At 58.7% G+C, this 25327-nt stretch carries 19 protein-coding genes and 2 pseudogenes; 11 read left to right on the top strand and 10 right to left on the bottom strand.

Going from position 1 to position 25327, the window contains the following annotated elements:
- Positions 1-57: 57 nt before the first annotated feature.
- The 5 genes from ACS3WB_RS01335 (at position 58) to ACS3WB_RS01355 (ending at position 5909) form a co-directional block, all read left to right on the top strand.
- Entirely contained in the window at positions 58-468 is a 411-nt protein-coding gene (locus ACS3WB_RS01335; protein ID WP_009337947.1) for a FixH family protein, read from the top strand.
- A complete protein-coding gene (locus tag ACS3WB_RS01340) occupies positions 465-1880 on the top strand; it encodes an efflux RND transporter periplasmic adaptor subunit (protein ID WP_438273799.1) in 1416 nt (471 codons plus the stop codon). The genes ACS3WB_RS01335 and ACS3WB_RS01340 overlap by 4 nt, the downstream gene beginning before the upstream one ends.
- The gene (locus ACS3WB_RS01345) at positions 1877-5062 is read left to right on the top strand and encodes an efflux RND transporter permease subunit (protein WP_438273800.1); all 3186 of its coding nucleotides are present in this window, start codon (positions 1877-1879) and stop codon (positions 5060-5062) included. Before ACS3WB_RS01340 ends, ACS3WB_RS01345 begins: the two co-directional genes overlap by 4 nt.
- Positions 5063-5073: 11 nt before the next feature.
- Entirely contained in the window at positions 5074-5208 is a 135-nt protein-coding gene (locus tag ACS3WB_RS01350; protein WP_009337940.1) for a hypothetical protein, read from the top strand.
- Positions 5209-5468: 260 nt separating this feature from the next.
- Positions 5469-5909 carry a c-type cytochrome gene (locus tag ACS3WB_RS01355; protein ID WP_438273801.1) on the top strand — a complete coding sequence of 147 codons (441 nt, stop codon included), beginning with the start codon at positions 5469-5471 and terminating at the stop codon, positions 5907-5909.
- A 159-nt stretch (positions 5910-6068) separates the two neighbouring features.
- Here the strand turns inward: ACS3WB_RS01355 and ACS3WB_RS01360 are convergent.
- Positions 6069-6547: pseudogene (locus tag ACS3WB_RS01360) on the bottom strand (efflux RND transporter permease subunit); the annotation flags it as partial.
- A 515-nt stretch (positions 6548-7062) separates the two neighbouring features.
- On the opposite strand from ACS3WB_RS01360, the gene mbfA reads away from it, so the two are divergent.
- Both mbfA and ACS3WB_RS01370 read left to right on the top strand, forming a co-directional pair.
- Positions 7063-8031, top strand: a complete 969-nt coding sequence (gene mbfA, locus ACS3WB_RS01365) for an iron exporter MbfA (protein WP_009337934.1) — start codon at positions 7063-7065, stop codon at positions 8029-8031.
- 2 nt (positions 8032-8033) lie between these two features.
- Complete coding sequence (locus ACS3WB_RS01370) at positions 8034-8564, top strand: cytochrome b (RefSeq protein WP_009337932.1); 531 nt, start codon at positions 8034-8036, stop codon at positions 8562-8564.
- Positions 8565-8634: 70 nt separating this feature from the next.
- Here the strand turns inward: ACS3WB_RS01370 and ACS3WB_RS01375 are convergent, their stop codons facing one another.
- Genes ACS3WB_RS01375 through ACS3WB_RS01385 form a run of 3 tightly spaced genes read right to left on the bottom strand, consistent with a single transcriptional unit; the run spans position 8635 to position 13408 of the window.
- Complete coding sequence (locus ACS3WB_RS01375) at positions 8635-11874, bottom strand: efflux RND transporter permease subunit (RefSeq protein WP_438273802.1); 3240 nt, start codon at positions 11872-11874, stop codon at positions 8635-8637.
- Between the two features lie 3 nt (positions 11875-11877).
- Positions 11878-13092 (bottom strand): efflux RND transporter periplasmic adaptor subunit, encoded by a 1215-nt coding sequence (locus ACS3WB_RS01380; RefSeq protein ID WP_438273803.1) that lies wholly within the window; start codon positions 13090-13092, stop codon positions 11878-11880.
- Positions 13093-13129: 37 nt separating this feature from the next.
- Positions 13130-13408 carry a metal-sensing transcriptional repressor gene (locus ACS3WB_RS01385; protein ID WP_009337929.1) on the bottom strand — a complete coding sequence of 93 codons (279 nt, stop codon included), beginning with the start codon at positions 13406-13408 and terminating at the stop codon, positions 13130-13132.
- An 83-nt stretch (positions 13409-13491) separates the two neighbouring features.
- On the opposite strand from ACS3WB_RS01385, the gene ACS3WB_RS01390 reads away from it, so the two are divergent.
- The 3 genes from ACS3WB_RS01390 to ACS3WB_RS01400 all read left to right on the top strand — a co-directional run bounded on the left by ACS3WB_RS01390 (position 13492) and on the right by ACS3WB_RS01400 (position 16435).
- Positions 13492-13770 (top strand): metal/formaldehyde-sensitive transcriptional repressor, encoded by a 279-nt coding sequence (locus ACS3WB_RS01390; protein ID WP_009337928.1) that lies wholly within the window; start codon positions 13492-13494, stop codon positions 13768-13770.
- A 9-nt stretch (positions 13771-13779) separates the two neighbouring features.
- Positions 13780-15057, top strand: a complete 1278-nt coding sequence (gene dmeF, locus ACS3WB_RS01395; RefSeq protein WP_438273804.1) for a CDF family Co(II)/Ni(II) efflux transporter DmeF — start codon at positions 13780-13782, stop codon at positions 15055-15057.
- Between the two features lie 169 nt (positions 15058-15226).
- Positions 15227-16435 (top strand): sensor histidine kinase, encoded by a 1209-nt coding sequence (locus ACS3WB_RS01400; protein WP_009337926.1) that lies wholly within the window; start codon positions 15227-15229, stop codon positions 16433-16435.
- Positions 16436-16911: 476 nt separating this feature from the next.
- On the opposite strand, the gene mdoH is transcribed toward ACS3WB_RS01400, so the two are convergent.
- The 5 genes from mdoH to ACS3WB_RS01425 all read right to left on the bottom strand — a co-directional run bounded on the left by mdoH (position 16912) and on the right by ACS3WB_RS01425 (position 24440).
- On the bottom strand, positions 16912-19065 hold the full coding sequence (gene mdoH, locus ACS3WB_RS01405; protein ID WP_438273805.1) for a glucans biosynthesis glucosyltransferase MdoH: 2154 nt from the start codon (positions 19063-19065) through the stop codon (positions 16912-16914).
- Positions 19053-20564 carry a glucan biosynthesis protein G gene (locus tag ACS3WB_RS01410; protein ID WP_040297797.1) on the bottom strand — a complete coding sequence of 504 codons (1512 nt, stop codon included), beginning with the start codon at positions 20562-20564 and terminating at the stop codon, positions 19053-19055. The genes mdoH and ACS3WB_RS01410 overlap by 13 nt, the downstream gene beginning before the upstream one ends.
- 881 nt (positions 20565-21445) lie before the next feature.
- The gene (locus ACS3WB_RS01415; protein ID WP_438274019.1) at positions 21446-22426 is read right to left on the bottom strand and encodes a GGDEF domain-containing protein; all 981 of its coding nucleotides are present in this window, start codon (positions 22424-22426) and stop codon (positions 21446-21448) included.
- 625 nt (positions 22427-23051) lie between these two features.
- Positions 23052-24163 (bottom strand): IS3 family transposase gene (locus tag ACS3WB_RS01420; protein WP_438273806.1). Its coding sequence is split into 2 segments (ribosomal slippage): positions 23052-23908 and positions 23908-24163, totalling 1113 coding nucleotides; the frame shifts between segments, so codons are not numbered across the junction.
- A 64-nt stretch (positions 24164-24227) separates the two neighbouring features.
- Positions 24228-24440, bottom strand: a complete 213-nt coding sequence (locus ACS3WB_RS01425) for a PilZ domain-containing protein (RefSeq protein ID WP_438273807.1) — start codon at positions 24438-24440, stop codon at positions 24228-24230.
- A 25-nt stretch (positions 24441-24465) separates the two neighbouring features.
- Between ACS3WB_RS01425 and ACS3WB_RS01430 the strand changes: the two genes are divergently transcribed.
- On the top strand, positions 24466-25032 hold the full coding sequence (locus tag ACS3WB_RS01430; protein WP_438273808.1) for a hypothetical protein: 567 nt from the start codon (positions 24466-24468) through the stop codon (positions 25030-25032).
- Positions 25033-25110: 78 nt separating this feature from the next.
- On the opposite strand, the pseudogene ACS3WB_RS01435 reads toward ACS3WB_RS01430, so the two are convergent.
- Positions 25111-25295, bottom strand: a pseudogene (locus ACS3WB_RS01435) (Mu transposase domain-containing protein); the annotation flags it as partial.
- Between the last annotated feature and the right edge of the window lie 32 nt (positions 25296-25327).

Consider the following 25327-nt stretch of genomic DNA (forward strand, 5'->3'; position numbering starts at 1 on the left):
CTGCGCGGATGATGCGCGCCGTCATACGGCAGACCAACGACGTTCGAGGATTTACAGATGATTATGTCAGGTTATGCGCGCGCCCTCCGGGGTGCGTTGATCGCTATGGCCGCAATCGGTGCTGCCAGCACCGCGGCCTTCGCGGACATCAAGGACTACAAGTTTGAACTGATCGATCAGACCGTCCAGGCTGGACCTGACAAAGTCATCGCCGTCAAGTTGATCAATAACAAGACCGGAAAGCCGGTCCCCGACGCGGTGATCTTCGCGATCCGCCTCGATATGGCGCCAGACGGTATGCAGGAGATGGCGACGAAGATCACGCCGATGCCGGGAAGCGAGCCTGGCATCTACAAGTTCAAGGCGACGTTCGGCATGGCGGGCCGTTGGCAATTGTCGCTCGGCGCCAAGGTGCAGGGCGAGACCGGCACTGTCGAAAACAAGCTCGTCATCACGGCGCAGAAATGAGCCGGGCTGTCCTTACAGGTGTTGCCGCCGTCGCAATAATTGCGGCGGTCGGCGGCGCATTCATCGCCGACCATGTGCACAGGGTTGGCTTGGTTCATCTCACGATGTCGGCGGCGGCCGAGTCCGCCGCGGCACCGATTTACTATCGGGATCCAGATGACAAGCCGTTCTACTCGTTGACGCCGAAGAAAACGGCGGATGGGCGGGCGTACCGTGCGGTGCCGCCCGGCGCGGACCTCAGCTTTGATAATCCCGTGCACGAGGAGATGGGCACCAAGGTTGCCGACACCAAGGGTATCGAGCGCAAGATCAAATACTACCGCAACCCGATGGGCCTTCCGGACACGTCGCCAGTGCCGAAGAAGGATTCGATGGGCATGGATTACATCCCCGTCTATGAGGGCGAGGACACCGGTGACGGCTCGGTCAAGCTGTCGCCGGGCAAGATCCAACGCACGGGCGTGCAATCCGAACGCGCCGCGCCCCGCGTGGTCCGAACGCTGGTTCGGGCGCCCGGCACGATTCAACTCGATGAGCGGCGGATATCCGTCATTTCGATGCGTGCGGAAAGCTGGGTGCAGAAGGTCTCCAACGTCACCACCGGAGCTGCCGTCAAGAAGGGGCAGCCGCTGATGGAGATTTACAGCCCGGCGATTTCCTCGGCGGCCGCGGAATACATTTCAACGATCAATTCGCCGACCACAGGCGGCATCGAGCGCTACGGCCGCGGATCGCGACAGCGGTTGATGAATCTCGACGTTCCGGACGCGGCGATCGTCGCCATGGAAAAGAGTCGCACAGTTCCGATTGCGATTGAATGGTCCGCGCCACGTGACGGCATCGTGCTGGAACGCAACGCCATCGAGGGCATGCGGGCACAGCCCGGGGATGTCCTGTTCCGTGTCGCCGACGTCTCCATGGTGTGGGCCCTGGTGGATGTGGCCGAACGAGATCTCGGCGCGGTGCGCGTAGGCCAAACGGTCACCGTGAGGGCGCGCAGTTTTCCGGGGCGCACGTTTTCCGGAAAGATCGGCGTCATTTATCCGCAGGTGAACCGCGAAACCCGTACCGCACGGATCAGGGTCGAACTTTCCAACCCCGATCGCGCCTTGCTTCCTGACATGTATGTCGACGCCGAGATCGATACGGGCAATCCGGCACCGGTGCTGGCAATTCCGGAAAGCGCGGTGCTCGATGCCGGCACGCGACAGTCGGTGTTGGTGGACAAGGGGCAGGGCCGCTTCGAGCCGCGGGAGGTGAAGCTTGGCCAGCGCGGCAATGGTTACGTCGAGGTAAGGGACGGTCTCCGCGACGGCGAACCCGTGGTGGTGTCGGCGAACTTCCTGATCGATGCCGAAAGCAATCTGAAGGCTGCGCTGAAGGGTTTCTCGGAAGTGGGAGGCCAGCCATGATCGCCCGCCTGATCGCCTGGTCAGCCCGCAATCTGCTGTTGGTATTGTTCGGCGCGGGTTTCGCGGCTGCTGCAGGCATCTATGCATTGGTGCACCTGCCGCTCGATGCCATTCCGGACCTCTCGGACACCCAGGTCATCGTCTACACGGAATATTCCGGTCAGGCGCCGCAGGTGGTCGAGGATCAGGTAACCTATCCGCTCGCGACCGCGATGCTGACGGTGCCGAAATCGAAGGTGGTACGCGGGTTTTCGTTCTTCGGCGTGTCCTTTGTCTACGTGATCTTTGAGGACGGAACGGACATCTACTGGGCGCGTTCGCGCGTGCTCGAATTCCTCAACGGTGCCGCGCCGCGATTGCCGTCGGGCGTGACGCCGACCATTGGCCCCGACGCCACCGGGGTCGGCTGGGTCTACCAGTACGCCGTAGTCTCCAAGGAACTCAATCTTGCAGATACGCGGGCCATTCAGGACTGGAATCTGAAATTTGCGCTGGCGAAAGCGGGAGGCGTCGCGGAGGTCGCGAGCGCCGGTGGCTTCGTGCGCCAATACAACGTGGTTCTCGACCCACAGCGCATGCGCGACCGCGGCATCACCATGCAGAAGATGCGCGACGCGATCCGCGCCAGCAACGCCGACGTCGGCGGACGAACCGTCGAACTGTCCGAGTTCGAATACGTCATCCGCGGCAGGGGGTATATCAAGGACATCAACGACCTTGGCAACATCGTGCTCAAGACGGACAACGGCACGCCCGTGCTGTTGCGCGACGTGGCCCGCGTCGAACTTGGCCCGGACGAACGGCGCGGTATTACGGAATTAAACGGAGAAGGAGAGGTCACCAGCGGCATCATTCTGCAACGATTTGGCCTCAACGCCCTCGACGTCATCAACAACGTCAAGGAACGGTTCAAGGAGATCGCGAGCAGCCTGCCGAAGTCGGTCGAGATTGTTCCGGTCTACGATCGCTCGACCTTGATCAATGCCGCTATCGCGACGCTCAAGCATACCTTGTTCGAGGAGAGCATCATCGTCGCACTGGTCTGTATCGTCTTCCTGCTGCATGTCAAGAGCGCGCTGGTCGCCATTCTGATGCTGCCTGTCGGCATCCTGATGGCGTTCGGGGCCATGAAGCTGCTCGGGATCGGCTCCAATATCATGAGCCTCGGCGGGATCGCGATCGCGATTGGCGCCATGGTGGATGCGGCGATCGTGATGATCGAGAATGCGCACAAACGTCTGGAACGAGCCGTGCCCGGTCAGTCGCGTCTTCAAATCCTGATAGACGCCGCATCCGAAGTCGGACCTGCGCTGTTCTTCAGCCTGCTGATCATCACTGTCTCCTTCATGCCGATTTTTACGTTGGAATCGCAGGAGGGGCGGCTATTCAGCCCGCTGGCCTTCACCAAGACGTTTTCCATGGCGGCGGCCGCGCTTCTGTCGGTAACGCTGGTCCCGGCGCTGATGGTGATTTTCGTCCGGGGGCGGATCATTCCGGAACACAAAAATCCGATCAATCGTTTTCTGATCTGGATCTATCGACCTGTCATCAAGGGCGTGATGCGGGCGAAAATGCTGGTCATCCTTCTCGCGCTCGCGATCCTCGCCGTCACCATATGGCCCGCGCGCCAACTCGGCACGGAATTTATGCCCGACCTCAACGAGGGCACGTTGCTCTACATGCCGACGACGTTGCCGGGCATTTCCGTCACCAAGGCGGGCGAACTGCTGCAAATGCAGGATCGGATTATCCGCTCGTTCCCGGAAGTGGCATCGGTGTTCGGCAAGGCCGGGCGTGCCGCGACCGCGACCGATCCGGCACCATCGGAAATGTTTGAAACCATCATCAATCTCAAGCCGAAGGAGCAGTGGCCGCCCGGCGTGACCATCGACAGTCTGATCGCCAAGATGGACAAGGCGCTGCAATTTCCGGGCGTCTCCAATGCGTGGACCATGCCGATCAAGGCGCGCATCGACATGCTGTCAACCGGAATTCGCACCCCGGGTGGTGTCAAGGTGATCGGTCCGGATCTGGTGGAGATCGACAAGCTCGCCAAGCAGGTTGAGCGCGTCCTGAAGGCTGTGCCGGGCACCTCGTCGGCCTATGCCGAGCGCGGCATCGGCGGTTACTATCTGAACATCACGCCTGATCGGATGGCGCTCGCGCGTTACGGCATCATGGTCCAGGACGTGCAGGACACCATCGCCACTGCCCTCGGCGGACAGACGGTGACCACCACCGTCGAGGGCCGTCAGCGCTTTACGGTCAACATGCGGTATCCTCGCGACCTCCGTGACAATCCTCGCAAGATCGCGTCCGACGTGCTTGTGCCAATGCCACAGGGCGGTGCTGTACCACTGGGCGAGGTGGCCAAGATCAGCCTGGATCGTGGGCCAACCTCGATCCGGACCGAAAACGGGCAACTCGCGACCTACGTCTACGTTGATATTCGTGACCGCGATCTCGGCGGGTATGTCGCCGATGCGCAAAAAGCGGTGCAGGCCAGCATTCAGTTTCCGCCTGGTTACTACGTGATGTGGAGCGGGCAGTATGAATATCTCGAGCGTGCCACCGCGCGTCTCAAGATCGTTGTCCCGGTGACGTTGCTGATCATCTTCCTGCTGCTGTACCTGAATTTCCGTTCGATCACCGAGACCATGATCGTCATGCTGTCGCTGCCATTCTCCTTGGTGGGTGGCCTCTGGCTGATGTGGTGGCTCGGATTCAACCTTTCCGTCGCCGTCGCCGTCGGGTTCATTGCACTTGCGGGCGTCGCTGCCGAGACCGGTGTCGTCATGCTGATCTATCTCAACCATGCCTATTCCGAGATCGAAACAAAGCGCGCGGCTGAGAGGCGGGCGGTCACGCGAGCGGATCTTTACGATGCTGTCATGGAAGGCGCGGTCGAACGCGTCCGCCCCAAGATGATGACCGTCGTCGCGATCATGGCGGGGTTGTTGCCGATCATGTGGAGCACCGGTACCGGATCGGAAATCATGCAGAGGATTGCGGTGCCGATGATCGGCGGCATGGTTTCCTCGACGCTGCTGACGCTGGTCGTGATCCCGGCGATCTTCGGCCTGATCAAGGGCTTTCGGTTGCCGGAAGGTCCTCACGGGCCGATGACGCCATCAACCCCGACAACGAAACGGCGGCCACGCATTCCAGAGCCTGTTAACTGAGGAGATGATCCATGATGCACGAAATGGCGCCCGGCATGATGTTGGGAATGGGACTCATCGGACTGTTGGTGGTGATCGTCCTGCTGCTCGCGGCGGTGGCGCTCGTCAAATATCTGCGCTCGTCCAACAGGGGAGGAGACCGATGAAGAGGTTATGGATGTTGGTGTTCGCTGGCGTCGCCGTTGCTTCCGGAGCGATTGCACAACCCGGTGACGTCGATCGGGGACAGAGCGACTTCAGGGCATGCGCGGCGTGCCATTCCCTCGAACCGGGTCGCAACATGACGGGACCGAGCCTGGCCGATCTTTGGGGTCGCAAGGCGGGTGGCTTGGCGAGCTTCGAGCGCTATTCGGATGCGCTGAAGTCGTCCGGAATTGTCTGGAACGACAAGACTCTCGATGAATGGTTGATCGATCCGCAGCACATGGTTCCGGACAATCTCATGCCGTTCGAGGGTATCAAAGAAGCCGGGGTTCGCGCCGATCTTTTGGCATTCCTCAAGGAGGCTACCAAACCGGGGGCCGCGCCGAAACAATCCACACAGATGCCGATGAAGGGCATGGGCGGAATGGTGAGTGGCGGTCGCGACCCGAACCTGAAAAAGATCGAGCCTGCCAGACAGGTGAAGGCGCTCACCTATTGTCGTGATACCTATCGGGTCACCACCGTCGATGGGAAGACGCGCACGTTCTGGGAACGCAATCTCCGTTTTATGACCGATTCAAGTAAGGATGGGCCGGAGAAAGATGTCCCCGCAATCATGCCCGCGGGAATGATGGGCGATCGAGCGGCCGTAATCTTTGCAAATCCCAATGAGATCGGAAAGTTCATTCAGCCGAAATGCTAGTCTTTCGAGATCCTGAATTCACGCCAGCTTGCGCAGGGGAAGGAAAAATATTTAGTTCGCGGGAAGCTGCAATCCAGCGATCGTCGGACGACACGAGCAACGAGCGCGCTGCATCGGTCCATTTGTATCGACGATTGGGCTTGATATCAGCTTCGATGATCATCGCCAGTCGAGAAAACATGAGTACGGTGCGGGAAGGACGACCAATGTTATCAACGTAGCGGTGATGAGTCCGCCGATCACGACGGTCGCCAGCGGCTTCTCTACCTCCGCACCGGTTCCGGTCGCGAGTGCCATAGAAACGAAACCAAGCGAGGCGACCCGCGCTGTCATGACGCGAGGCGGAAGCGTGTCAGCGCGCCTTCTTCAATCGCCGTTTCAGCATCAAGGCCCTCATTGATCAGTTTGCGGATCTGCGTCAGCATCACCAGGCGATTGAGAACGGTGATGCCTTACAGCGCTATGAAGTCGACCGCGGCCGAAATTGAGAAGAGCATCCCGCAGAGAGCCCAATGCGCCGAATAGCAGAGGGTAGATCAGCAGGAACAGCCCGACACGGCAATCATCAGGCGCTGACGCGTGACTGAGAAGCTCTCAAACCGGCAGTCCCAGGTCAGAAAGCTGCCCCGCGCGAGCTTGCCTGAAGGAAGCCCTTGTCGTTATCGTGCAATGGCGCAAGCGCTTCAACACGATCTGATCTGACCGCACTCATCGCTGAGCTACCGGCCCCCGGCACCGCAAACATCGGCGCCAACGCTGCAGCATCTGGATCGGAACGGCGCGATGCAGTAGTCTCTATTCCGCTGGTTCAAAATTACCGTCGAGTCACGCAAAGCTCGTTGTCGTAAGGATAAAAGCAACTCGATCCCGTGCTGAGCGCCTTCCGAAAAGAGCACACAATGCCAGACCTGTTCGCGCGAACCATTCGCGCGCGGCTGAAGCTCTCCCGCCCTCCAGGTAGCTCCAACTCGGTCCGTCGCGGCGCCAGCCGCGGGTTGATCAGACGATATTTGACCTTCTGCATTTTTGCCCTCGCTCGCAGCACATCGCGTTGATCGTTCTCGGAATGGCAACGCGACTCTGGGCTTGACCTGTCGCCGCAGCATCCCTATTAAATTTAGAATCATTCTAAATTGTGGCGTTGGAGCTTTCGATGAAGAATTTCGCGGACCTGACCGAAAGGGAGGTGCTGGCCGTCGCGATCTCGGGCGAGGAGGAGGACAGCCGCATCTACATGAGCTTCGCGGAGGATCTGATGAGCAGATATCCCGACTCCGCCCGGATTTTTGAGCGGATGGCCGAGGAAGAAAAGAACCATCGCCACCTGCTTCTCGAAATGTACGAACAACAATTCGGTCCCAATCTGCCGCCGATCCGGCGCAACAACGTCCGGGGATTTCTGCGTCGCCGTCCAATCTGGCTGACCAAAAATCTCTCCCTCGATACTATCCGCAAAGAAGCCGAAACAATGGAGTTCGAGGCTGAGCGTTTTTATACAAAAGCCGCCGAACAGACCCGCGACATTGGAGTCCGCAAGCTGCTTGGCGATCTTGCCGAGATTGAGAAAGGTCACGAAAGCTTCGCTGCGAGACTGACTGGCAACCTCAGCCCTGACGCCCGCGAGGAGGAGGACAAAACCCGCAAGCGAATGTTCGTGCTGCAATATGTTCAACCGGGCCTTGCCGGATTGATGGACGGCTCGGTGTCGACGCTTGCGCCGCTCTTCGCCGCGGCATTCGCGACGCACAACAACTGGCAGACATTCCTGGTCGGTCTCGCGGCCTCGATCGGCGCTGGCATCAGCATGGGGTTCGCGGAGGCCCTGTCAGACGATGGATCGATGACGGGACGTGGTTCGCCGTGGCTGCGCGGAGCTATCTGCGGACTGATGACGACGTTGGGCGGCCTCGGCCACACGCTGCCCTATCTGGTTCCCGATTCCTGGCTTAATGCGTTCTGGATCGCAACAACGATCGCCGGCGTCGTCGTCTTCCTTGAATTGTGGGCGATTGCCTACATTCGCACGCGGTACATGGACACGCCGTTCCTGCAGGCGGTATTCCAGATCGTGCTTGGCGGCGCGATCGTGCTGGCGGTCGGCATCCTGATCGGAGCGGCATAGTCATGGGCCAGCGATTGTACTACGGAAAAACGGCCAAAGTCTTTCATTGGCTCATTGTTGCGCTGCTGGTGGTGCAGTATCCCATCGGTTGGTTCATGCCGGACATTCACCGTGGCGCGCAGCCGGGCAGCGCCATGGTGTTTCACGTCTCCTTCGGGCTCACCATCCTCGCGCTGATCGTTCTTCGTTTCGGGTGGCGAATCACGCATCCGGTGGCGCCGGAAGACTCGCTTCCTCCCTGGCAACGCCTGACATCAGAAGCTGTCCACTGGCTGCTTTATGCGCTTGTATTGGCAACGACCATAACCGGCTGGCTGTTCGCCTCGTTTCGCGGATGGAGCCTGTCGTATTTCTTCTTGATCCGTCTGCCGATGCTGGCCTCCGAAAGCGCCTCCGGCGTTCGTGCGATCGACGGCTGGCATCAAATTATGGAATGGTCGTTGCTCGTAGTGATCGGCGTTCACGTTGCGGCGGCAATGGCACACCTCTTAATCCATCGTGATCGTGTGATGCAGCGAATGCTGCCGTGGTGATTCCGGAAACGCGCTCGCTATTCGTATGAACGGGAGACGCAATGTACGTCTTTGCAATCCAACAGAGCCTCTACTCTGCTGCCCGGCTCGGGATGAACGCGCGGTCGGGCTTTGTCTGGCTTTCGAAGGACGCGAAGTAGGAATAAAGCGCCGGCAGAACGAGCAGCGTGAGCAGTGTCGCGCTCAACAGGCCACCGATCACCACGGTCGCCAGCGGCTTCTGCACTTCTGCTCCCGTTCCGGTCGCAAGCGCCATCGGCACGAAGCCGAGCGAGGCGACCAGCGCGGTCATGATGACCGGACGAAACCGCGTCAGAGCGCCTTGGCTGATAGCGGCGCTCGTACCCACACCTTCCGAAATCAATCTTCGAATCTGGCTCAGCATCACCAATCCGTTCAGGACGGCAACTCCGGAAAGTGCGATAAAGCCGACGGCGGCCGAGATCGAGAACGGCATTCCTCGCAGCCAAAGCGCGGCGATGCCGCCAGTTAGCGCGAGGGGCACCGCGCTGAAGACCAGTAATGCATCGCGTGCGGAGCCGAGCGCGCCGAATAGCAGCAGGAAGATCAGGAGGAAACATCCGGGGACCACGAACATCAGACGCTGTCGAGCGATCGAGAAATTCTCGAACTGCCCGCCCCAGGAGAGCCAGGTGCCGGGCGCCAGTTTGACCTTCTCTCCAACCGCCGCCTGTGCCTCGGCAACCAGCGATCCAATATCACGCCCACGAACTTCGGCCGTTGCGACGACACGTCGCTTGCCGTTCTCGCGGCTGATCTGGTTGGCGCCCTCTGTTTGTTCGAACGTCGCCAGAGCGCGAAGGGGCACGGACGCCACGGCAGCATTTGCAGTTAGTCGTGGCAATTGGACCGGCAGGTTTTCGAGGGCCGTGATATCGTTGCGCAGCGTGTCATTCAACCTGACGATGATCTGGAAACGCCGATCTCCTTCGAAAACCAGTCCGGCGACCCGGCCGCCGACCGCGGCTTCGATCACGTCCTGGACCGCAAGCAAGCTGAGGCCGCGGCGTGCGATTTCGGCCTTGTCGATCTTGATCTCCAGGAACGGAAGACCGGTGGTCTCTTCCACCTTCACGTTCTGGGCGCCGTCGATGCGCCGCAGCACATTGGCGATACTACCAGCGGTCCGCTGCATTTGCTCGAAATCGTCGCCGAAGACTTTGACCGCCAGATCCTCGCGCACGCCTGCGATCAGCTCATTGAATCGCATTTCAATCGGTTGAGAGAAGCCAAGCTTGTTGCCCGGCAGTTTCGAGGCTTCCGCTTCGATCTGCTTGATGAGGTCGTCCTTTGTCATCGACGGGTCGGGCCACTCGGCCCGTGGTTTGACGATAATATAGGTGTCAGACGCGTTCGGCGGCATGGGGTCGGCGGCAAGGTCCGGCGTTCCGGTGCGGGAGAACACGAACGCCACTTGGGGAAATTTGCTGACGACGCTCTCGATCTGGAGTTGCATCGCCTGCGATTGGGTAATCGACGTACTCGGGATCCGCTTAACCTCCATCACGATGTTCTTCTCATCCAGTGTCGGCGTGAACTCCTGCCCCAACCGGGTGAACAGCAAACCTGCCGCGATGAACAGAACTGTGGCAACGCCGATCGCCGGCAGCGGCGACGCGATCACCCGTGTTAACAGAGGCGCATAAGCTGCCTTCAGCTTGCGAATGATGGCGTTTTCTTCCTCGCGGACGGGTTTGGTGACGGTGAGGGCGACCATGGCCGGGACGAACGTCAACGAGACGACGAAGGCCGCAACGAGCGCGATGATGACCGTCAGCGCCATCGGCTCGAACGTCTTGCCCTCGACGCCCGTGAACGTCAGCAATGGCACGTAGACGAGAATGATGATGAGCTGGCCGTAGACCGTCGGCCGGATCATTTCGACGGCGGATTCCTTGACGGTCTGGAGCCGTTCCTCCAACGCCAGCGCTCGCCCAAACTCGCGCTGACGCTCGGCGAGGTGGCGCAGACTGTTTTCGGCGATGATCACGGCGCCGTCCACGATCAGTCCGAAATCCAAAGCGCCGAGGCTCATAAGATTGGCGCTGATCTTGCCCTGCAGCATGCCGGTTGCGGTCAGCATCATGGTGACCGGGATGACGCACGCTGTCACCACCGCAGCCCGCAGGTTGCCTAACAGGAGGAACAGCACGACGATGACGAGCAAGGCGCCTTCCGCCAGGTTGGTGGCGACGGTCTCGATCGTGGCATCGACCAATTGCGTCCGGTTGAGTACCGTGTGGGCATAGATGCCGGGCGGAAGCGTGCGGCTGATCTCCTTGATCTTTGCATCCGCCGCGGCCGCGACCGTGCGGCTGTTGCCTCCGATCAGCATCAGCGCCGTTCCGAGGACGACCTCGCGGCCGTTGACGCTGGCGCTGCCGGTGCGCAACTCCTTACCAATCACGACGTTGGCAACGTCCTTGACGCGGATCGGAACTCCGGCTCGCGTGGTCACGACGATTTGCGAGATGTCTTCGATGTTTTCGACCCGGCCGCTGGCGCGGACCACGTAACCTTCGCCATTTTGTTCGATGTAGTTGGCGCCGCGGCTGACGTTGTTGGCCTCAATCGCTTCAATGACTTGGTTGAGCGAAAGCCCAAAGCTGATCAGCTTTGACGGGTCGGGCTGCACCTGAAACTGCTTGACGAAACCGCCGATGGCGTCGGCGCCAGCTACCCCGGGGACCGTCTTCATCTGCGGACGGATAATCCAGTCCTGCACGGTGCGCAGGTATACCGTCCTCTGAAATTCGTCGGTCAGGCGCTCACCTTCGGGCGTCAGGTACGTCCCGTCGGATTGCCATCCGGGCTGCCCGTCGCGCACCGGCGCAATTGCGCCCGGCTTGGCGTATTCAACCGCCCACCAATAGATCTCGCCAAGTCCCGTCGAAATTGGCCCGAGCTTGATGTCCACGCCGGGCGGAAGATTGGCCTTGGCCTCGTTGATGCGCTCCGAGACCTGCTGGCGCGCAAAGTAGATGTTGGTGCGATCGGTGAACACGGCCGTGATCTGGGCAAAGCCGTTTCGCGAAAACGATCGTGTTGATTCCAAACCGGGCGTGCCGGCCAGCACCGTCTCCAGTGCCACGGTGACCTGCTTCTCGATTTCGACCGGCGTCAGCGCCGGAGCCACGGCGTTGACCTGAACCTGGACGTTGGTGACGTCCGGAACCGCATCGATCGGAAGCTTGGTCAGCGACCAGAAACCCGAGGCGACCGCCGCCAGCGTGATCAGCAGGACGAGCCATCGGCGCCGGACCGAAAAATCGATGACGCGTTCGATCATAGCTCAGTCCTCGTCCCGTAGCTTCGAAAGCTCGGCCTTGAGCGAGAACGTGTTCGTCGTGGCGATCGTCTCGCTGGGAGTGACACCGGATACGATCTCGATGGCCTGATCCTCGCTCTCACCAACCACGACGTTGCGCTTCTCAAAGCCGTCTTTGGTCCGAACGAACACGATCGGTTGGCCATCCAGCTTCTGGATCGCGGTCGCGGGCACCGCGACAGCTACGGTCCGCTCGTTGAGCATGATCCCCGCCGTGACGAACGATCCCGGACGCCAGGTCTGGTCGGGATTCGAGATTTCAGCCACGACGCGCGCGGTGCGCGTATCCTTGTCGACCAGAGGGCTCACGAAGATGATCTTGCCGATGGTTGTCTCGGCAAGACCTCGTGCGGAAATTTTGACCGACTGGCCTTCCTTGATCAACTGGAGGTCGGAAGAGGCTACAGACAATTCGACCCAGACGCGGCTCAGGTCGACCACGACGAACAATTCGGTCTCCAGACTGTCCCGTCCAACGGCTGTGCCCAACTCCACCTTGCGTTCGGCCACCCGCCCAGAGATTGGCGAGCGTACATCCTGACGTCGAAGCGAAGCCTCAGGAGCCCCGGGCACCGCGGTGATCTCCTTTTCGCCGAGGCCCAGCGCGAGCAATTTCTGTCGCGCGATTTTGACGCGCATTTCGGTTTGCGCCGCAGCGTTGCGGGAGCGCAGGTATTGCTGTTCGGTGCCTACACGGCTGTCCCAAAGCGTCTTGTCGCGTGTGGACAAGTCCTGTTGCAGATCGTTTGTGAGCTTGGCTGCCAAGTATTCGCTCTTGGCATCAGCGACCTCGCGACTTTCGAGGACGGCGATCACTTCATCCTTTGCGACATCTTCACCGATATTCTTGCGCAGCTCTGCGACCGTCCCGGATAGCTTGACCGAGACATGCGCGATCAGGTTCGCGTCGGGAACGACCGAACCCGGAACGACGAGACGCCTGGCGATTGCTGCCGGTCCGACCTCGACCAGATCGATCTGCGCGAGCTTGATTTGCTCATCGCTCATAGAAAGAAGGCCGGAGATCGGCTCAGGTGCTGACGGCTTCGGCGAAATTGCTATCTTCGACTGGGGGCCTGTTCCGACCGCCCGTTGGGCGATCGTCGACAGCACCGGCGTGAGCGCGACAATCCCGGCTCCTGCCGCGAACGCAAGCGCAACGATTGTCGAGCGACTCATTATGATACTCTTCCGACGTGCTGCCAGCGCGGCGCCGTCACAGATATTTGGAAATGGCCTTGAACTCGTCGACGACGGTTCTTGTCGATTTGCCGGGACCGCTCACGGCGATATCGAGGCAGTGGTCCACGTGGTCGTGGATCAGCGTTCGCTTCGCCTCGCCGACGGCCTTCTCGACCGCATGAAGCTGCTGAGCCAGATCCAGGCACGACCGGCCTTCGTCGAACATGCCGATGACCCGGCGAAGGTGCCCCTCCGCGCGACGGAGTCGCTTGACGATATTGGGATGAGTTTCGTGAACATGAACTTTTGCCATCCGCAGAGCTTATCCTCCCCAGGGGGATAAGCCAATCCAGAGCTGCGGCTTGAAAAGGATAGGGGGGTAGGCTATATTGTCGCATGAGCCATACCATCCGAGAGAAAAAGAGGCTGCTTGCGCGCGTCCGCCGTATACGCGGGCAGGTTGAGGCCATCGAACGTGCGTTGAGCGAAGAAGCTGAGTGCGAGCGCATCATGCACATGATTGCCGGCATCCGTGGAAGTGTCGCAGGTCTGATGGCCGAGGTGGTGGAAGATCACATCCGCACCCATCTGGTCGATCCCCAGAAGAATCCCGGCGCGCTCAATGCAGATGCGGCAGATCAACTGATTGAAGTCGTTCATACCTACCTGAAGTAAGGACGCGCCATGACCGACGACCGAACGTTCGATCCTTTCGCCGCGCATGATCACGTATTTTTAGGAGAAGACCACGACAAGGCCGCGCGCCGGACCTGGGCGGTCATCGTGCTGTGTGGCGTCATGATGATCGCGGAGATCGTCGGCGGCGCACTGTTCGGATCGTTGGCCCTGATCGCCGACGGTCTGCATATGTCGACCCATGCCGGCGCGCTTCTGTTGGCGGCATTGGCTTATACATATGCGCGCAAGCATGCCAACGACCGGAATTTCACCTTCGGCACCGGGAAGTTCGGGGATCTCGCCGGATACAGCAGCGCGATCATATTGGCGATGATCGCGTTGCTGATCGGTTATGAGGCGGTATCGCGTTTCCTGTCCCCCGTCGCCATCAGTTTCAATGAGGCCATTCCGATCGCCGTGCTCGGCCTTGGTGTTAATCTCGCAAGCGCGTGGCTGCTGTCCGGCGGACATCACGGACATGACCACGGACACGGTCATTCACATGGCCACGAACATCCACACGATCACGGTGAGGATGTTCGCCGGATCGACCCCGGAGCCGGCGTGATCGAATTCGAGATTTTTGAAAACGGTGTGCCGCCGCGTTTCCGACTGCAGCTTCCGGATGGTCTGCAGTTGGATGCTTCGCACGTCACCGTAGAGACCATAAGACCTGCTGGCAGTAGAGAGACATTCACATTCGCGGATCGTGGACGATATCTGGAATCGATCGACGAGATTCCGGAACCTCATGAGTTCGTGGCCAAGGTCCGTCTGGAGCAGGGCGGTCGGCTCAAGGAATTCGAAGAGAGATTCGAAGAGCATGCTCACGAAGCGTCTGGGAGCGCCCATCATCGGGATAACAATATGCGGGCGGCGATCGTCCATGTCGCGGCCGATGCCGCCGTTTCGGTGTTGGTGATCGTCGGACTTCTCCTCGCACGAGCCTTCGGATGGCTTTGGATGGATCCGCTCGCCGGTTTGATCGGCGCGGTCGTTATTGCGAACTGGTCGTTCGGCCTGTTGCGGGACACAGGTGGCATCCTGCTGGACCGCAATCCGGACCCGCGCATGGCGGATAAGGTCAGGCAGACGATCGAGAGCGATGGAGATCGGGTGACCGATTTGCATCTCTGGCGGTTGGGGCCCGGGCACCTCGGAGCAATCGTCGCCGTCACGACCGAGAAACACCGTGGAGCCGAATATTATCGCCGCAATCTCAGCAAGTTCCGTGATTTGTCCCACCTCACGATCGAGGTCAGTGACCAAGTGTCCTCTGCTTAGATCAATGCGAAATTTGCATCACGCGTGCCTTCCAGCTCAACAAATTGGCGCAATCGTTGCAACTTACCGCACACGCACGGTTCTGGGCTAAAATCTCTGCTTTCTCAATCGCGCCGTGCTACGTCGTCGGGTGTCGAGGTCGCACCCCCAATTTGACGGAAACAATGTTATGCCCGCCACGCCAGGGAAGGAGTCGGTATCGGTCCCTACCGCAGCGACCGATGTCACCAGGCAAGAGCTTCCTTACCGCCTGCGGCAACAGTCCTTGCTGGGCGAGTTCGGCCGTTCCGCGCTGCAGACCCGCGACATCGGACAAATCCTGCAGAGGGCCACCGAGCTTTGTGCCCAAGGCCTCGAAACCCCGTTCGCCAAAGTCCTGGAGTATACCGCCGACGACAAACGGCTGTTGGTGTGCGCCGGCGTCGGCTGGGCGCCAGGGACGATTGGCCAAGTGTCTTTTGCGATCGACCTGGAATCCCCTGCTGGCTACGCGTTCCAAACTGGACGAACGGTCATTTCCAATCATCTTCATCAAGAAACCCGCTTTCGTACGCCAAAACTTTTGTCGGATCACGGCATAAAGCGCGCAATCAACGTTCTGATCGCGCGGGGTGGCGAAGGTGCTCTGCCGTTTGGTGTCCTTGAAGTCGACAGTCCGGACTCCGGGCAATTCGATGTTGCGGATGCGGAATTCCTTGCCGGCTTCGCGGGGTTGCTTGGCATCGCCATCGAGCGCCAACATGCCGACGCGGACCTTCAGAAGGCTCTCGATCACCAAGCCATGTTGACGCGCGAGATGAGCCACCGCGTTAAGAACAGCCTCGCATCCGTCGTTGGATTGCTCCGCGTGCAAAGCCGCAACGCGCAGTCGGCAGACGTCCAGAATGCGCTTCAGGATGCTGCCTCTCGCATTACCACGATTGCCCAGGTGCACGATCATTTATGGCGTAGCACAAGAATCGGGTTTGTCGACATCGCCGACTTCGCGGGCGAACTGTGCAGGAACCTGCAGGAAACCGTTGCACATAAGGTAAGCTTCGCTTTCGGCCATCTGATGATTTCTGCTGACAAGGCGATTCCGCTGGGCCTTCTGATCAACGAGCTCGTAACAAATTCGGCCAAGCATGCTTACCCCGGGGGATCCGGCGAGATTAAGGTAGCGGGCGAGCCGCGTGGAGCCGACCTGCACGTGGATGTATCGGATCAAGGAGTTGGTCTTCCGCAAGATTTCGATATCGACCAGCCACGGGCGAGCCTGGGCTTCAAGGTCATCAAGAGTTTGGTCGCTCAGCTCGACGGTCGTATTGCGGTAGCCTCCAACACGCCAAACGGCACAGTCGTCCAACTTGATTTTCCATTGGAGCTGAGCGCGAGTTAACCGGCGCTCCCCGTTTCGCCACCATCTACCCATTCCAGCGTCAGGCTGGCCGACGATGTACGCCACCGTCTATGAGCCGCGCTCGTCCTAAGACGAACGCACCTTACTGGATCGGCAAGTACGTCGATAACTCGCGTTACCTCGTCGTCGATGGCCGCGCTGCGATGAGTGCGTCCCGGCTTCGGCCGGCCTGTTCTGCTTGGCCGCGTGGGTGACCGTGAATTGCGTCGTGCGGCTTGGCCAACAGTGCTGCGATTCATAGCTAATTGGTAAGGCCGCGCGAATACGGACGGTGCTGAGAGTGATGAATCAGAAGATCATTTTGATCGAACCAAAGCTCACGGAATCGGATTACTTTCCAATAATTCGGGGAGAAAAAGGGCGGGCGGGACTGTTGGTTGACTGCACGACCGCGAGATCGATTCTTTCCGTCACCGGCGCAGTAAGCACTTTATCATCTCATAGTATTAGCTGTGTCACCTGAGATTTGAAGTGACGCCCAGTGCCATTGTCATCATACGCTCGAGCATGGGTCGGTCGTTAAGGACGGCGGCGGTCTCTCGCATCGTCAGGTAGCCGACGGCCTCCTCAAATGTCTCTGCGTCATCAATCTTGGCCCGGGCGACAGCGAGATGATGGTCAATCTGGCCGCGCATGCGCCCTACTCGGGGAGCGATCGAATCCAGATGGTGTTTCAGCGTCGCGGGATCGCCACGGAGCGTCGATAGCGCATCCGTTGGAAGAGGCCCCGGAACAGCCGCCAGTTCATTTGCCCGAAGCAGCACGTGCGGTGGCGCTGTTTCCTCGGGCGTCGCAAACAGCCCGCCCGGTCGCGAACCAGCCGAAGTAGCAAATCCCAGCGGGATGGCGAGCAGAAGGCCAAGGATTACCGGAGATGTCCATAAGAACAGCGGCACGGAGACCGCGTAAGCGCTGAGAGCCATCGCGACACCGCACAGCGTGGGGGCGGCATATTTGCGATAGAGTTCACGTGGCGTCACTCCGCCGTCGTCGCGACGCTGAACCTGCCATCCCGAGTCACGTCCAAGAAGAATTTCACCGACCGCAGTCGATTGAAAGATCATCATTACGGGCGCGATCAGGGCGGACAGCAAGGTCTCAATCACGATGCCAGCCAAGGCTCTCACGCCCCCGAATGCTCGGCGATTGTCGCGTTGAGTGAGAAGAAGAACGTAAGCCAGAATCTTCGGGACGATCAGAAGGCCCATCGTGCCCCCGAACACCCATGCCGCGAGAACAGGATCCTGCGCCGGCCATTTAGGGAACAGCGAAAAACCTTTCGAGAAATATTCCGGTCGGACAAATTGCGCTTGCAGTGAAATCAGGATCCCGAGCAACAGGAACAATAGCCAGAGCGGAGCAGTAAGGTATGACCCGATTCCGGTCAGTAGGTGCAGTCGGGATATCCAATACAGCCCACGTGCCGGCAATACCGCCAGATGCTGGAGATTTCCCTGACACCACCGGCGATCGCGCGCGGCGAAATCGAGCAGCGACGGCGGGCATTCCTCAAAGCTGCCGCCAAGCGTCGGCGCCATATGGATGGCCCAGCCAGCGCGCCGCATCAGCGCCGCCTCGACAAAATCGTGGCTCAAAATATGACCGCCGAACGGCTTGCGGCCGCGCAATTCCGGAAGCCCGGCATCCTGGGCAAACGCACGTACCCGGATGATGGCATTATGGCCCCAGTAGTTACCGTCCGAGCCGTGCCACCATGCGATTCCTGCCGCGATCAGGGGGCCGTAAAGCCGGCCGGCGAATTGCTGGAGCCGCGAAAAAAGGCTGCGAGCGTTGACAACAATGGGTAGCGTTTGGATGAGGGCGACGTCCGGATGAAAGTCCATCGCCGCGGCCAGCCGCACGATGGTGTCGCCGGACATCAAACTATCCGCATCGAGGATGATCATATGGTCGTAGCTTGCGCCGAACCGCCCGATCCACTCGGCAATGTTGCCGGATTTCCGCGCGGTGTTGTCGGCCCGATGGCGGTAGTATAACCGGCCGGTATCGCAGTTCCGGCGCAGTTGCAGGAAGCTCGCTTCCTCGGCGATCCAGATTGAGGGATCGGTGGTGTCGCTCAACACGAACCAGTCGAACCTATGGCCAACTCCGGTTTCTTCGACGGATTCGTAGATGGCCTGCAGACGCGCCATGATGCGATGCGCATCCTCGTTGTATGTCGGCAAGAGCATCGCTGTTCGGCCGATGACAGTCGGTAGGGGGCCTAAGGTGTCGATTCGCAGAACCTCGCGTTTCCGGAGGAGCAACACGGCGAAGCCAGCGAGCGCGGACACGAACGAAAAAGCGATCCAGGCGAACAGCAGGACAAACAGCCCGAGGACCAGACCTTCCAAGATGGTAACTCCGCCAACCTGAAGCACTTCATACATCTCGTAGCCGCCGGCGAGCGTCATGGCTGCGGTCCCGACGAAGATGTAGATACGCCGCAACGGCATCGTTGATGTCGGTTTGTCCCGAGCGCGGCCCGGGGGCGCAGCACTCCAAAGCTGCGATGGAACCATGGTCAATGGATTCTCGGCAGGCAGGAAGCCGTATCCATCCTTGGCGCGGTTAGCGATGGGCGAGCGTGGTGCGTCTATGGTGCCCATCGGTAGACCCAGACCTCGGAGAGGGCCTTGTCGTCCTGCATCAGTGAAGCCCGCAGTTCGACCGGCGTCTTGTCCTTGATCGGCATTTCGAAGCTCAATCGCCAGCCGCCAGTATCGGGATTCGGTTGGGTGACGATATTCTTGATCTCCGCCTTTTCGGCGCTGACCGCGCCTTTGACTTTCTTGGGGTCGACCGATTTCAGAATGTCTCCGATCAGGTCCAATACGAAAAGCTTGTTGTCACCGCGAATTCCGATGCCGGTTCGGGAAAACCTCGCCAATGCGTGGGACTTCGGCGCATCCGGCCCCCAGTGCAGACGATAGGTGAAATTATGTTCCCCCTTTGACTGCAGCGCCGATTTTGGATGCCAGAACCCTGCGATATTGTCGTGGATCTCCTCTTTGGTGGGAATCTCAATCAACTGAACGGATCCTTCTCCCCAGTCTCCGATCGGCTCGACCCACAGACTCGGCCGACGCTCAAATTGTGATTCCAGATCCTCATACGCGAAGAAGTTCTTCTCCCGCTGCATCAGTCCAAATCCGTGTGGATTGAGGTCGGCAAAGGTGCTGATCTGGAGATCGCGTGGATTGCTGAGCGGACGCCAAAGCTGCTCGCCCTGCCCATTATAAATCGCAAGGCCATCCGAATCATGGACCGCGGGACGAAAATCGTCGACGTCGTTGCGATCGTTCGGCCCGAAGAAGAACATGCTGGTCATCGGGGCAAGTCCGGCGTGATCAAGATCGACGCGGGGATAGAGCGACATCTCGACGTCGAACACGGTCGTCGCTCCCGGACGGATGGTGAAGCGGTAGGATGCAGCGGCACTCTTGCTATCGAGCAAAGCATGCACAACGATCGAGGTCGCATTCGGCGCGGGCTTTTCGATCCAGAACGCCTTGAACAGCGGAAATTCCTCGCCCTTTGCTTCGCCGGTATTGATCGAAAGACCACGAGCCGACAGCCCGTAAATTTCGCCCTTCGCGACTGCGCGGAAATAGCTTGCGCCAAGAAACACGCAGACCTCGTCGTAATAATCGGGTCGATTGATGGGAGCGTGGATTCGAAAGCCGGCAAAGCCGAGATCGGCGTCAGGCGGCGGTGGCTTAGTCTCGCCGAATGAAAAATAATCGGGCCGGTATTGAATCTTCGTCGCCTGTCCGTCCACGACTTCGTAGATGTCAACGCGGTTCTTGTAGAAGAACCCGCGGTGAAAGAACTGCACCTCGAACGGCAGCTTTTCGCCATGCCACAAGGCATGTTCCGGCAGAAAGCGGATCGCACGGTAGTGATCGTAATCGAGATCCTTGAACGCGTCCGGAAGTTTGCTATCCGGAGACACGAACTCCTTGCCGGCCGCGTCGCGCGCTAGTTGACGTACGCGGGACGAGCCAAAGGGTTCCGATGCCGATGACGCAGCCGAAACTCTCGCATGCGGAATAAGTGCCAAGACCGGCAAGGCGGCCGAGGTTGAAAGAAATTTTCGACGGTTCAAACGAGCTCCAGCAGCTTAAGCAGCGATCGGTTAAGAACGACGTCGCAGGCGTGGAGTTCCATAAGGCTCCGCAATGTTTGTGGATATCGTGACTTTCAAGATACTCCACGCAATTGAAAAGGCCAAAACATCTCTGCCAGCTGACTTTCGCCGTTTGCTAGTGCTCATGCCCTGAGGCTGCATGCCGGCATCAGCCGGTCGAACTCTATCAAGGAAAAGTATCGCCAGAATGGGGTTGGGAAAGCGAAGCCCCATTCACGATTAGGAGGCCGAAGAACGGTCCCGCTAAATGGGTCGGGGACTTCCCGACGGTTGAAACCGGCGGGCAATCATGGCGTGCGATTAGTAAGAACTCAATCGACTACGAGATACCGCGACGGAAGATTTCTACCGGAACAGCGGCGCCGATGATTACAGCGACCGTAGACAAGGTCCGTTTCAAATCGAAATCTACTTTCTTCATCAGGCCCCTATATTATGCACAAAAGCCAGCACGGTCTTGCACGCTATGTGCTCAGAATGCTGAGCATGAGGACATCTAGAGTTGCGACACCCTCTGATCACCGTGCGATCCACGACTATACGGGCGGCCCACGCACCTGCACGGATAGAGATGCAGGGTAGGCGTGCCCGGTGAAAGTCGGTTGTGTCGGTTATGTAGAGAACGGATACGGCGGGCGGTACATCGGCGGGTCCACTGGTGTATGATGTTACTGAGATGGAGGTTTTCGAGATAGTGTTTCAGGGAGACACAGGGAGCTTTCGCACCGTCCGTTTGTTGCTGAGTTTTTGATGTAAGCTTGGGGATCGCGATAATATGTCCGAATGTATGCGCTTCAAGGCGATAGCGAAACAAGCCTGAGCATCGATGTAAGCTTGCGCTAAGTCGCAACAACGCAATTTCGGCCAGCGTCTTTTGCTTGATAAAGTGCGGCGTCCGCTCGAGACAGAATCTCATCGGTCGAATCCGTTGGTCGGATAGAGCAAATTCCAGCCGACATGGTCAATCTCAAGTCTTCTGAGATTGCCGACCAATCCACCTCAGAGATAATCGATCGCAGCCGGTCCAGCATCCGAACTGCTTCGTCCTGAGCAGTGTCTGGCAGAACCAAGAGAAACTCTTCTCCTCCATAGCGCCCCAGTCTGTCGATAGCCCTGATATTTGCAAAGATCGCAATCGCGAAAGTGCGCAGCGCCTCATCACCTGCTGGATGGCCGAACTGATCGTTGATCTTCTTAAAAAAATCCAGATCGATAACGGCGAGAGAGCAAGAAGCTTTGGTGCGTTGAACGCGCGCAATCTCCTCGCTTAAGCATTTTAGTATGTTCCGCCTGTTTCGTACTCCTGTTAGTTCATCCATCTGGGCAAGCTCTTCGATTTGTTGATAGGCGGCCTTGAGTTCGACGGTACGTTGATGAAGCTTTCGATTTACGGAATTGCCAATGACACCGAAGTACGCACACTGACCGATTGTTGTCACGAACAGACTGGTTCCGGCTAGCCATTCGGCTGGAGTTGTCAGAGGAACGGCAATTGTCGTTTTCAAGACGAAGAGTATTGTTGCTACGCAGCCACCTGTAAGAACCCACAGCGTCGCGGCCTCTCGCGCAGTCATACGCAAGCCCGCCGATGCGAAAATCACGAAAATGACGCTAAGGAAGACAATGCCGATTTCTGGGGCTACGACCAGAAATGCAAGTTGCATCGCGATATTGGTCGCGGCCTGATAGAACGTAAGGAAATGATCGTTGGATCTGTCGCCGATCTTCATTTCCGACAGGACGGCAAAGATGGCCGTTAGCCCAGTGCCGGAAAGAACAAATGCCGCTGGAAGAGTGATCGGGATCACCCCTGCATGCACATAGAGCAACAGAATGAGAGCGCCTGCAACGTAGCTCAGGGCTTGAACTGAGAGTATTTCCCGACGTTGCTTAAGCCACCTTCTTGATTCGAGGGACGATAGTCGAGCTTGCGCAACGCTCGATGAACTTGCTCTGTGCATTTGTACGCGATCGGCCTCTTGGGGAAACGACGACTTGACTGGTTCTCGGGGACAGTCAGAAACCTTGTGTTTGATGCCACAGTGATGAAGCACGAGGCACATCATACGGCGGCGATCGAGAAAGACCTGTTGGGTGAGCTTTTGGCCGGACGTGCCCCGGATCTTTTCGGCAAGGATGGCCAGACCAGATCACTTTGTGGAGTCGTGCGCGGGCATTGGACGAACTTCCTCTAATTTGGGCGACACGGCCGAATCTCATCGTCGCTTCACCTAACGCTCCGATCAGACAGCATTAAAGTACCGCCAAACACTCTGCAGAACGCAACAAAGCTCCGGTCTACTTCAATGAATCGGATGAATGCCGACTGATCGGTGGCAATTCCTTTGGCAGGAATTCTACGCCCATTTCGTTGCTCATCCTCCATCTGACTTTACATCGCCGATAGGCGCGCACACCGTGACCTGCACCCCTGAATGCCCTCGTTTATAAGTAGACTCTGTTCTGGTTTTCGTCCCTGTTGGTGCGGTTAGCAAACTCGGTTGGGGTGAGCCCGTTAAGGCTCGTGTGCGGTCGGTTGGTGTTGTAGTCGATCCTCCAGTCCTCGATGATCTGCCGGGCCTCGTTGAGGTTGGCGAACAGGTGTTCGTTCAGGCACTCGTCACGCAGGCGACCGTTGAAGCTCTCGACAAAACCATTCTGCATCGGTTTGCCGGGTGCGATGTAGTGCCACTCGATGCCGAACTCCTCCTGCCAGGCCAAGACGGCGTTCGAGGTGAACTCGGTGCCGTTGTCGCTCACAATCATCCGCGGACAGCCTCGGCTTTCGATCACCTGTTCAAGTTCGCGTAGCACCCGCAGAGCGGTCAGCGACGTGTCGACGACCAGTCCCAGGCATTCCCGGGTGAAGTCATCGACCAACGTCAGGATACGGAAGCGCCGGCCGCTGACCAGCGTGTCCATCACGAAGTCGAGCGACCAGCGCAGGTTCTGATCTTGCGGGATGGTCATCGGCGCCCGGGTGCCCAATGCCCGTTTGCGGCCGCCGCGCTTGCGCACCGACAGCCGTTCCTCCCGGTAGAGCCGATACAGCTTCTTGTGGTTGATCCGGACTCCTTGCCGGGCCAACAGCAAGCCCAGACGGCGATAGCCGAAGCGGCGACGTTGCGAAGCCAATTCCTTCAGCTGGGTCCGCAGCGGGCCGTCGTCCGGCCGTGTGGACGCGTAGCGATAGGTTTTCGGATACAAGCCGACCAGATCGCAGGCTCGTCGCTGCGAGTAGCTCCTCTCACTGATCGCCCAGGTCACAGCACGTCTCCGCAAGCTGGGCGTCAGAAGTTTTTTCCGAGCATCTCCTTCAGTGTCGACACGTCCAGCATCGACTCCGCCAGCAGCTTCTTGAGCTTGCGGTTCTCTTCCTCCAGCGCCTTCAGCTTCCGAGCTTCGGAGATTTCCATGCCGCCGTAGCGTGAGCGCCACTTGTAGAAGGTGGCATCGCTGACGCCGTGCTTGCGGCATAGATCGCTCGCTGACATCCCGGCAGCGTGCTCCTTCAAGACCTTGATGATCTGCTCTTCGGTGAACCTGCTTTTACGCATCGTCTGTCTCCTCGATGGAGAACAGAACCCTAACTTAAAACCGGGGGCGTTTCAGGGGTGCAGGTCAACCGGCTGCGCCATTGCTTGAGAGCAAAAGGAGAAACTCCTCGATTTCCGCCATCTCGAGCAGGTTGGAGAACCAAAGCTTGGCTCCCGTTTCCGAAATGTCGATGATCTCGCACGAATGCTGCCAAGCGCCGTCAGATGCGACGATCTGCACCTTCATACCGTTTGAAAATCGAACGCGGGGCTTTTGCCGTTTATCCTGGATCATCATGAAGCACTGAAGCGAGACCGATTGATTGATCAGCTTTGCCGTCGTGACAATACTTGACCTACCCATTTTGGGCATGGTGCTTTATAAGCATGAACGGCAGGAGCAAGCGTTGATGGCCTTAGAAGAGAAGTCGCTGCCCGACGATCTCGTGAGAGCGGTTTCACGGCATACCTTGGCGTATGTCCTATGCTCGATCAGCGAACTATTCCGCCATTATGATTTCGATCCACTGGATCTGCTCATCGTTCATGCGATCCTGAATGCTAACGTGCTAAACGTGATGAAAGATGACGCTTTGGATAAGCGGTTCGCGAGCGTCCATGCGACTGAACCAGACGCGGTTAAGCAGGGTGTCTCGCGAGCGACGCTGTCCCGCTTTCTAAACCTTCCGATCGAAACCATACGGCGGCGCGCGAACCAGCTGAAGAAAAGGGGAATGCTGGCGGAACGGGATGATGGGCTGCTTGTCTCTGAAACGAATCAATTCAAGTTCGGCAACAACCATCACCTTCAGCGGATGAACATCATATTTGTCAGAAAATTGCTTCGCGATCTCGCACGCACCGGCATACATGGACCAGACGATCTCTAGTCTAAGGAGTCATGAGTGTGCCAAACGATGGGAGATGCTGCGATATTTGGAAGTCTGTCATTTGTGCTACGGCCTGGTGCCCGAACCATCGGAGCGCTGATGCTGGGCGATCTTCTCGCAGCCGCCCAGGATGACAACCTCATCGACAAAGTCCTTAACCGTCACCTTCTGGAAGCCGTAACTGGTCGACGCGGAGTAGTCGTTGACACGGTGCGGCAGCGCACCAGTATGGTCGACGAGCCCCGCGCAGCCCGCTTTTCGCACCCACCTGTTTGGTCGCCTCGACCGGGTTTCG

Source organism: Nitrobacter sp. (assembly GCF_051535215.1).
Lineage (GTDB): Bacteria > Pseudomonadota > Alphaproteobacteria > Rhizobiales > Xanthobacteraceae > Nitrobacter.

Coding starts and splice junctions, on each gene's coding strand:
- ACS3WB_RS01370 (WP_009337932.1), top strand. CDS start 8,034: ATGGGCCAGCGATTGTACTACGGAAAAACGGCCAAAGTCTTTCATTGG.
- ACS3WB_RS01390 (WP_009337928.1), top strand. CDS start 13,492: ATGAGCCATACCATCCGAGAGAAAAAGAGGCTGCTTGCGCGCGTCCGC.
- ACS3WB_RS01345 (WP_438273800.1), top strand. CDS start 1,877: ATGATCGCCCGCCTGATCGCCTGGTCAGCCCGCAATCTGCTGTTGGTA.
- mdoH (WP_438273805.1), bottom strand. CDS start 19,065: ATGGGCACCATAGACGCACCACGCTCGCCCATCGCTAACCGCGCCAAG.
- ACS3WB_RS01400 (WP_009337926.1), top strand. CDS start 15,227: ATGCCCGCCACGCCAGGGAAGGAGTCGGTATCGGTCCCTACCGCAGCG.
- dmeF (WP_438273804.1), top strand. CDS start 13,780: ATGACCGACGACCGAACGTTCGATCCTTTCGCCGCGCATGATCACGTA.
- ACS3WB_RS01350 (WP_009337940.1), top strand. CDS start 5,074: ATGATGCACGAAATGGCGCCCGGCATGATGTTGGGAATGGGACTCATC.
- ACS3WB_RS01385 (WP_009337929.1), bottom strand. CDS start 13,408: ATGGCAAAAGTTCATGTTCACGAAACTCATCCCAATATCGTCAAGCGA.
- ACS3WB_RS01375 (WP_438273802.1), bottom strand. CDS start 11,874: ATGATCGAACGCGTCATCGATTTTTCGGTCCGGCGCCGATGGCTCGTC.
- ACS3WB_RS01335 (WP_009337947.1), top strand. CDS start 58: ATGATTATGTCAGGTTATGCGCGCGCCCTCCGGGGTGCGTTGATCGCT.
- ACS3WB_RS01340 (WP_438273799.1), top strand. CDS start 465: ATGAGCCGGGCTGTCCTTACAGGTGTTGCCGCCGTCGCAATAATTGCG.
- ACS3WB_RS01425 (WP_438273807.1), bottom strand. CDS start 24,440: ATGATGATCCAGGATAAACGGCAAAAGCCCCGCGTTCGATTTTCAAAC.
- ACS3WB_RS01380 (WP_438273803.1), bottom strand. CDS start 13,092: ATGAGTCGCTCGACAATCGTTGCGCTTGCGTTCGCGGCAGGAGCCGGG.
- mbfA (WP_009337934.1), top strand. CDS start 7,063: ATGAAGAATTTCGCGGACCTGACCGAAAGGGAGGTGCTGGCCGTCGCG.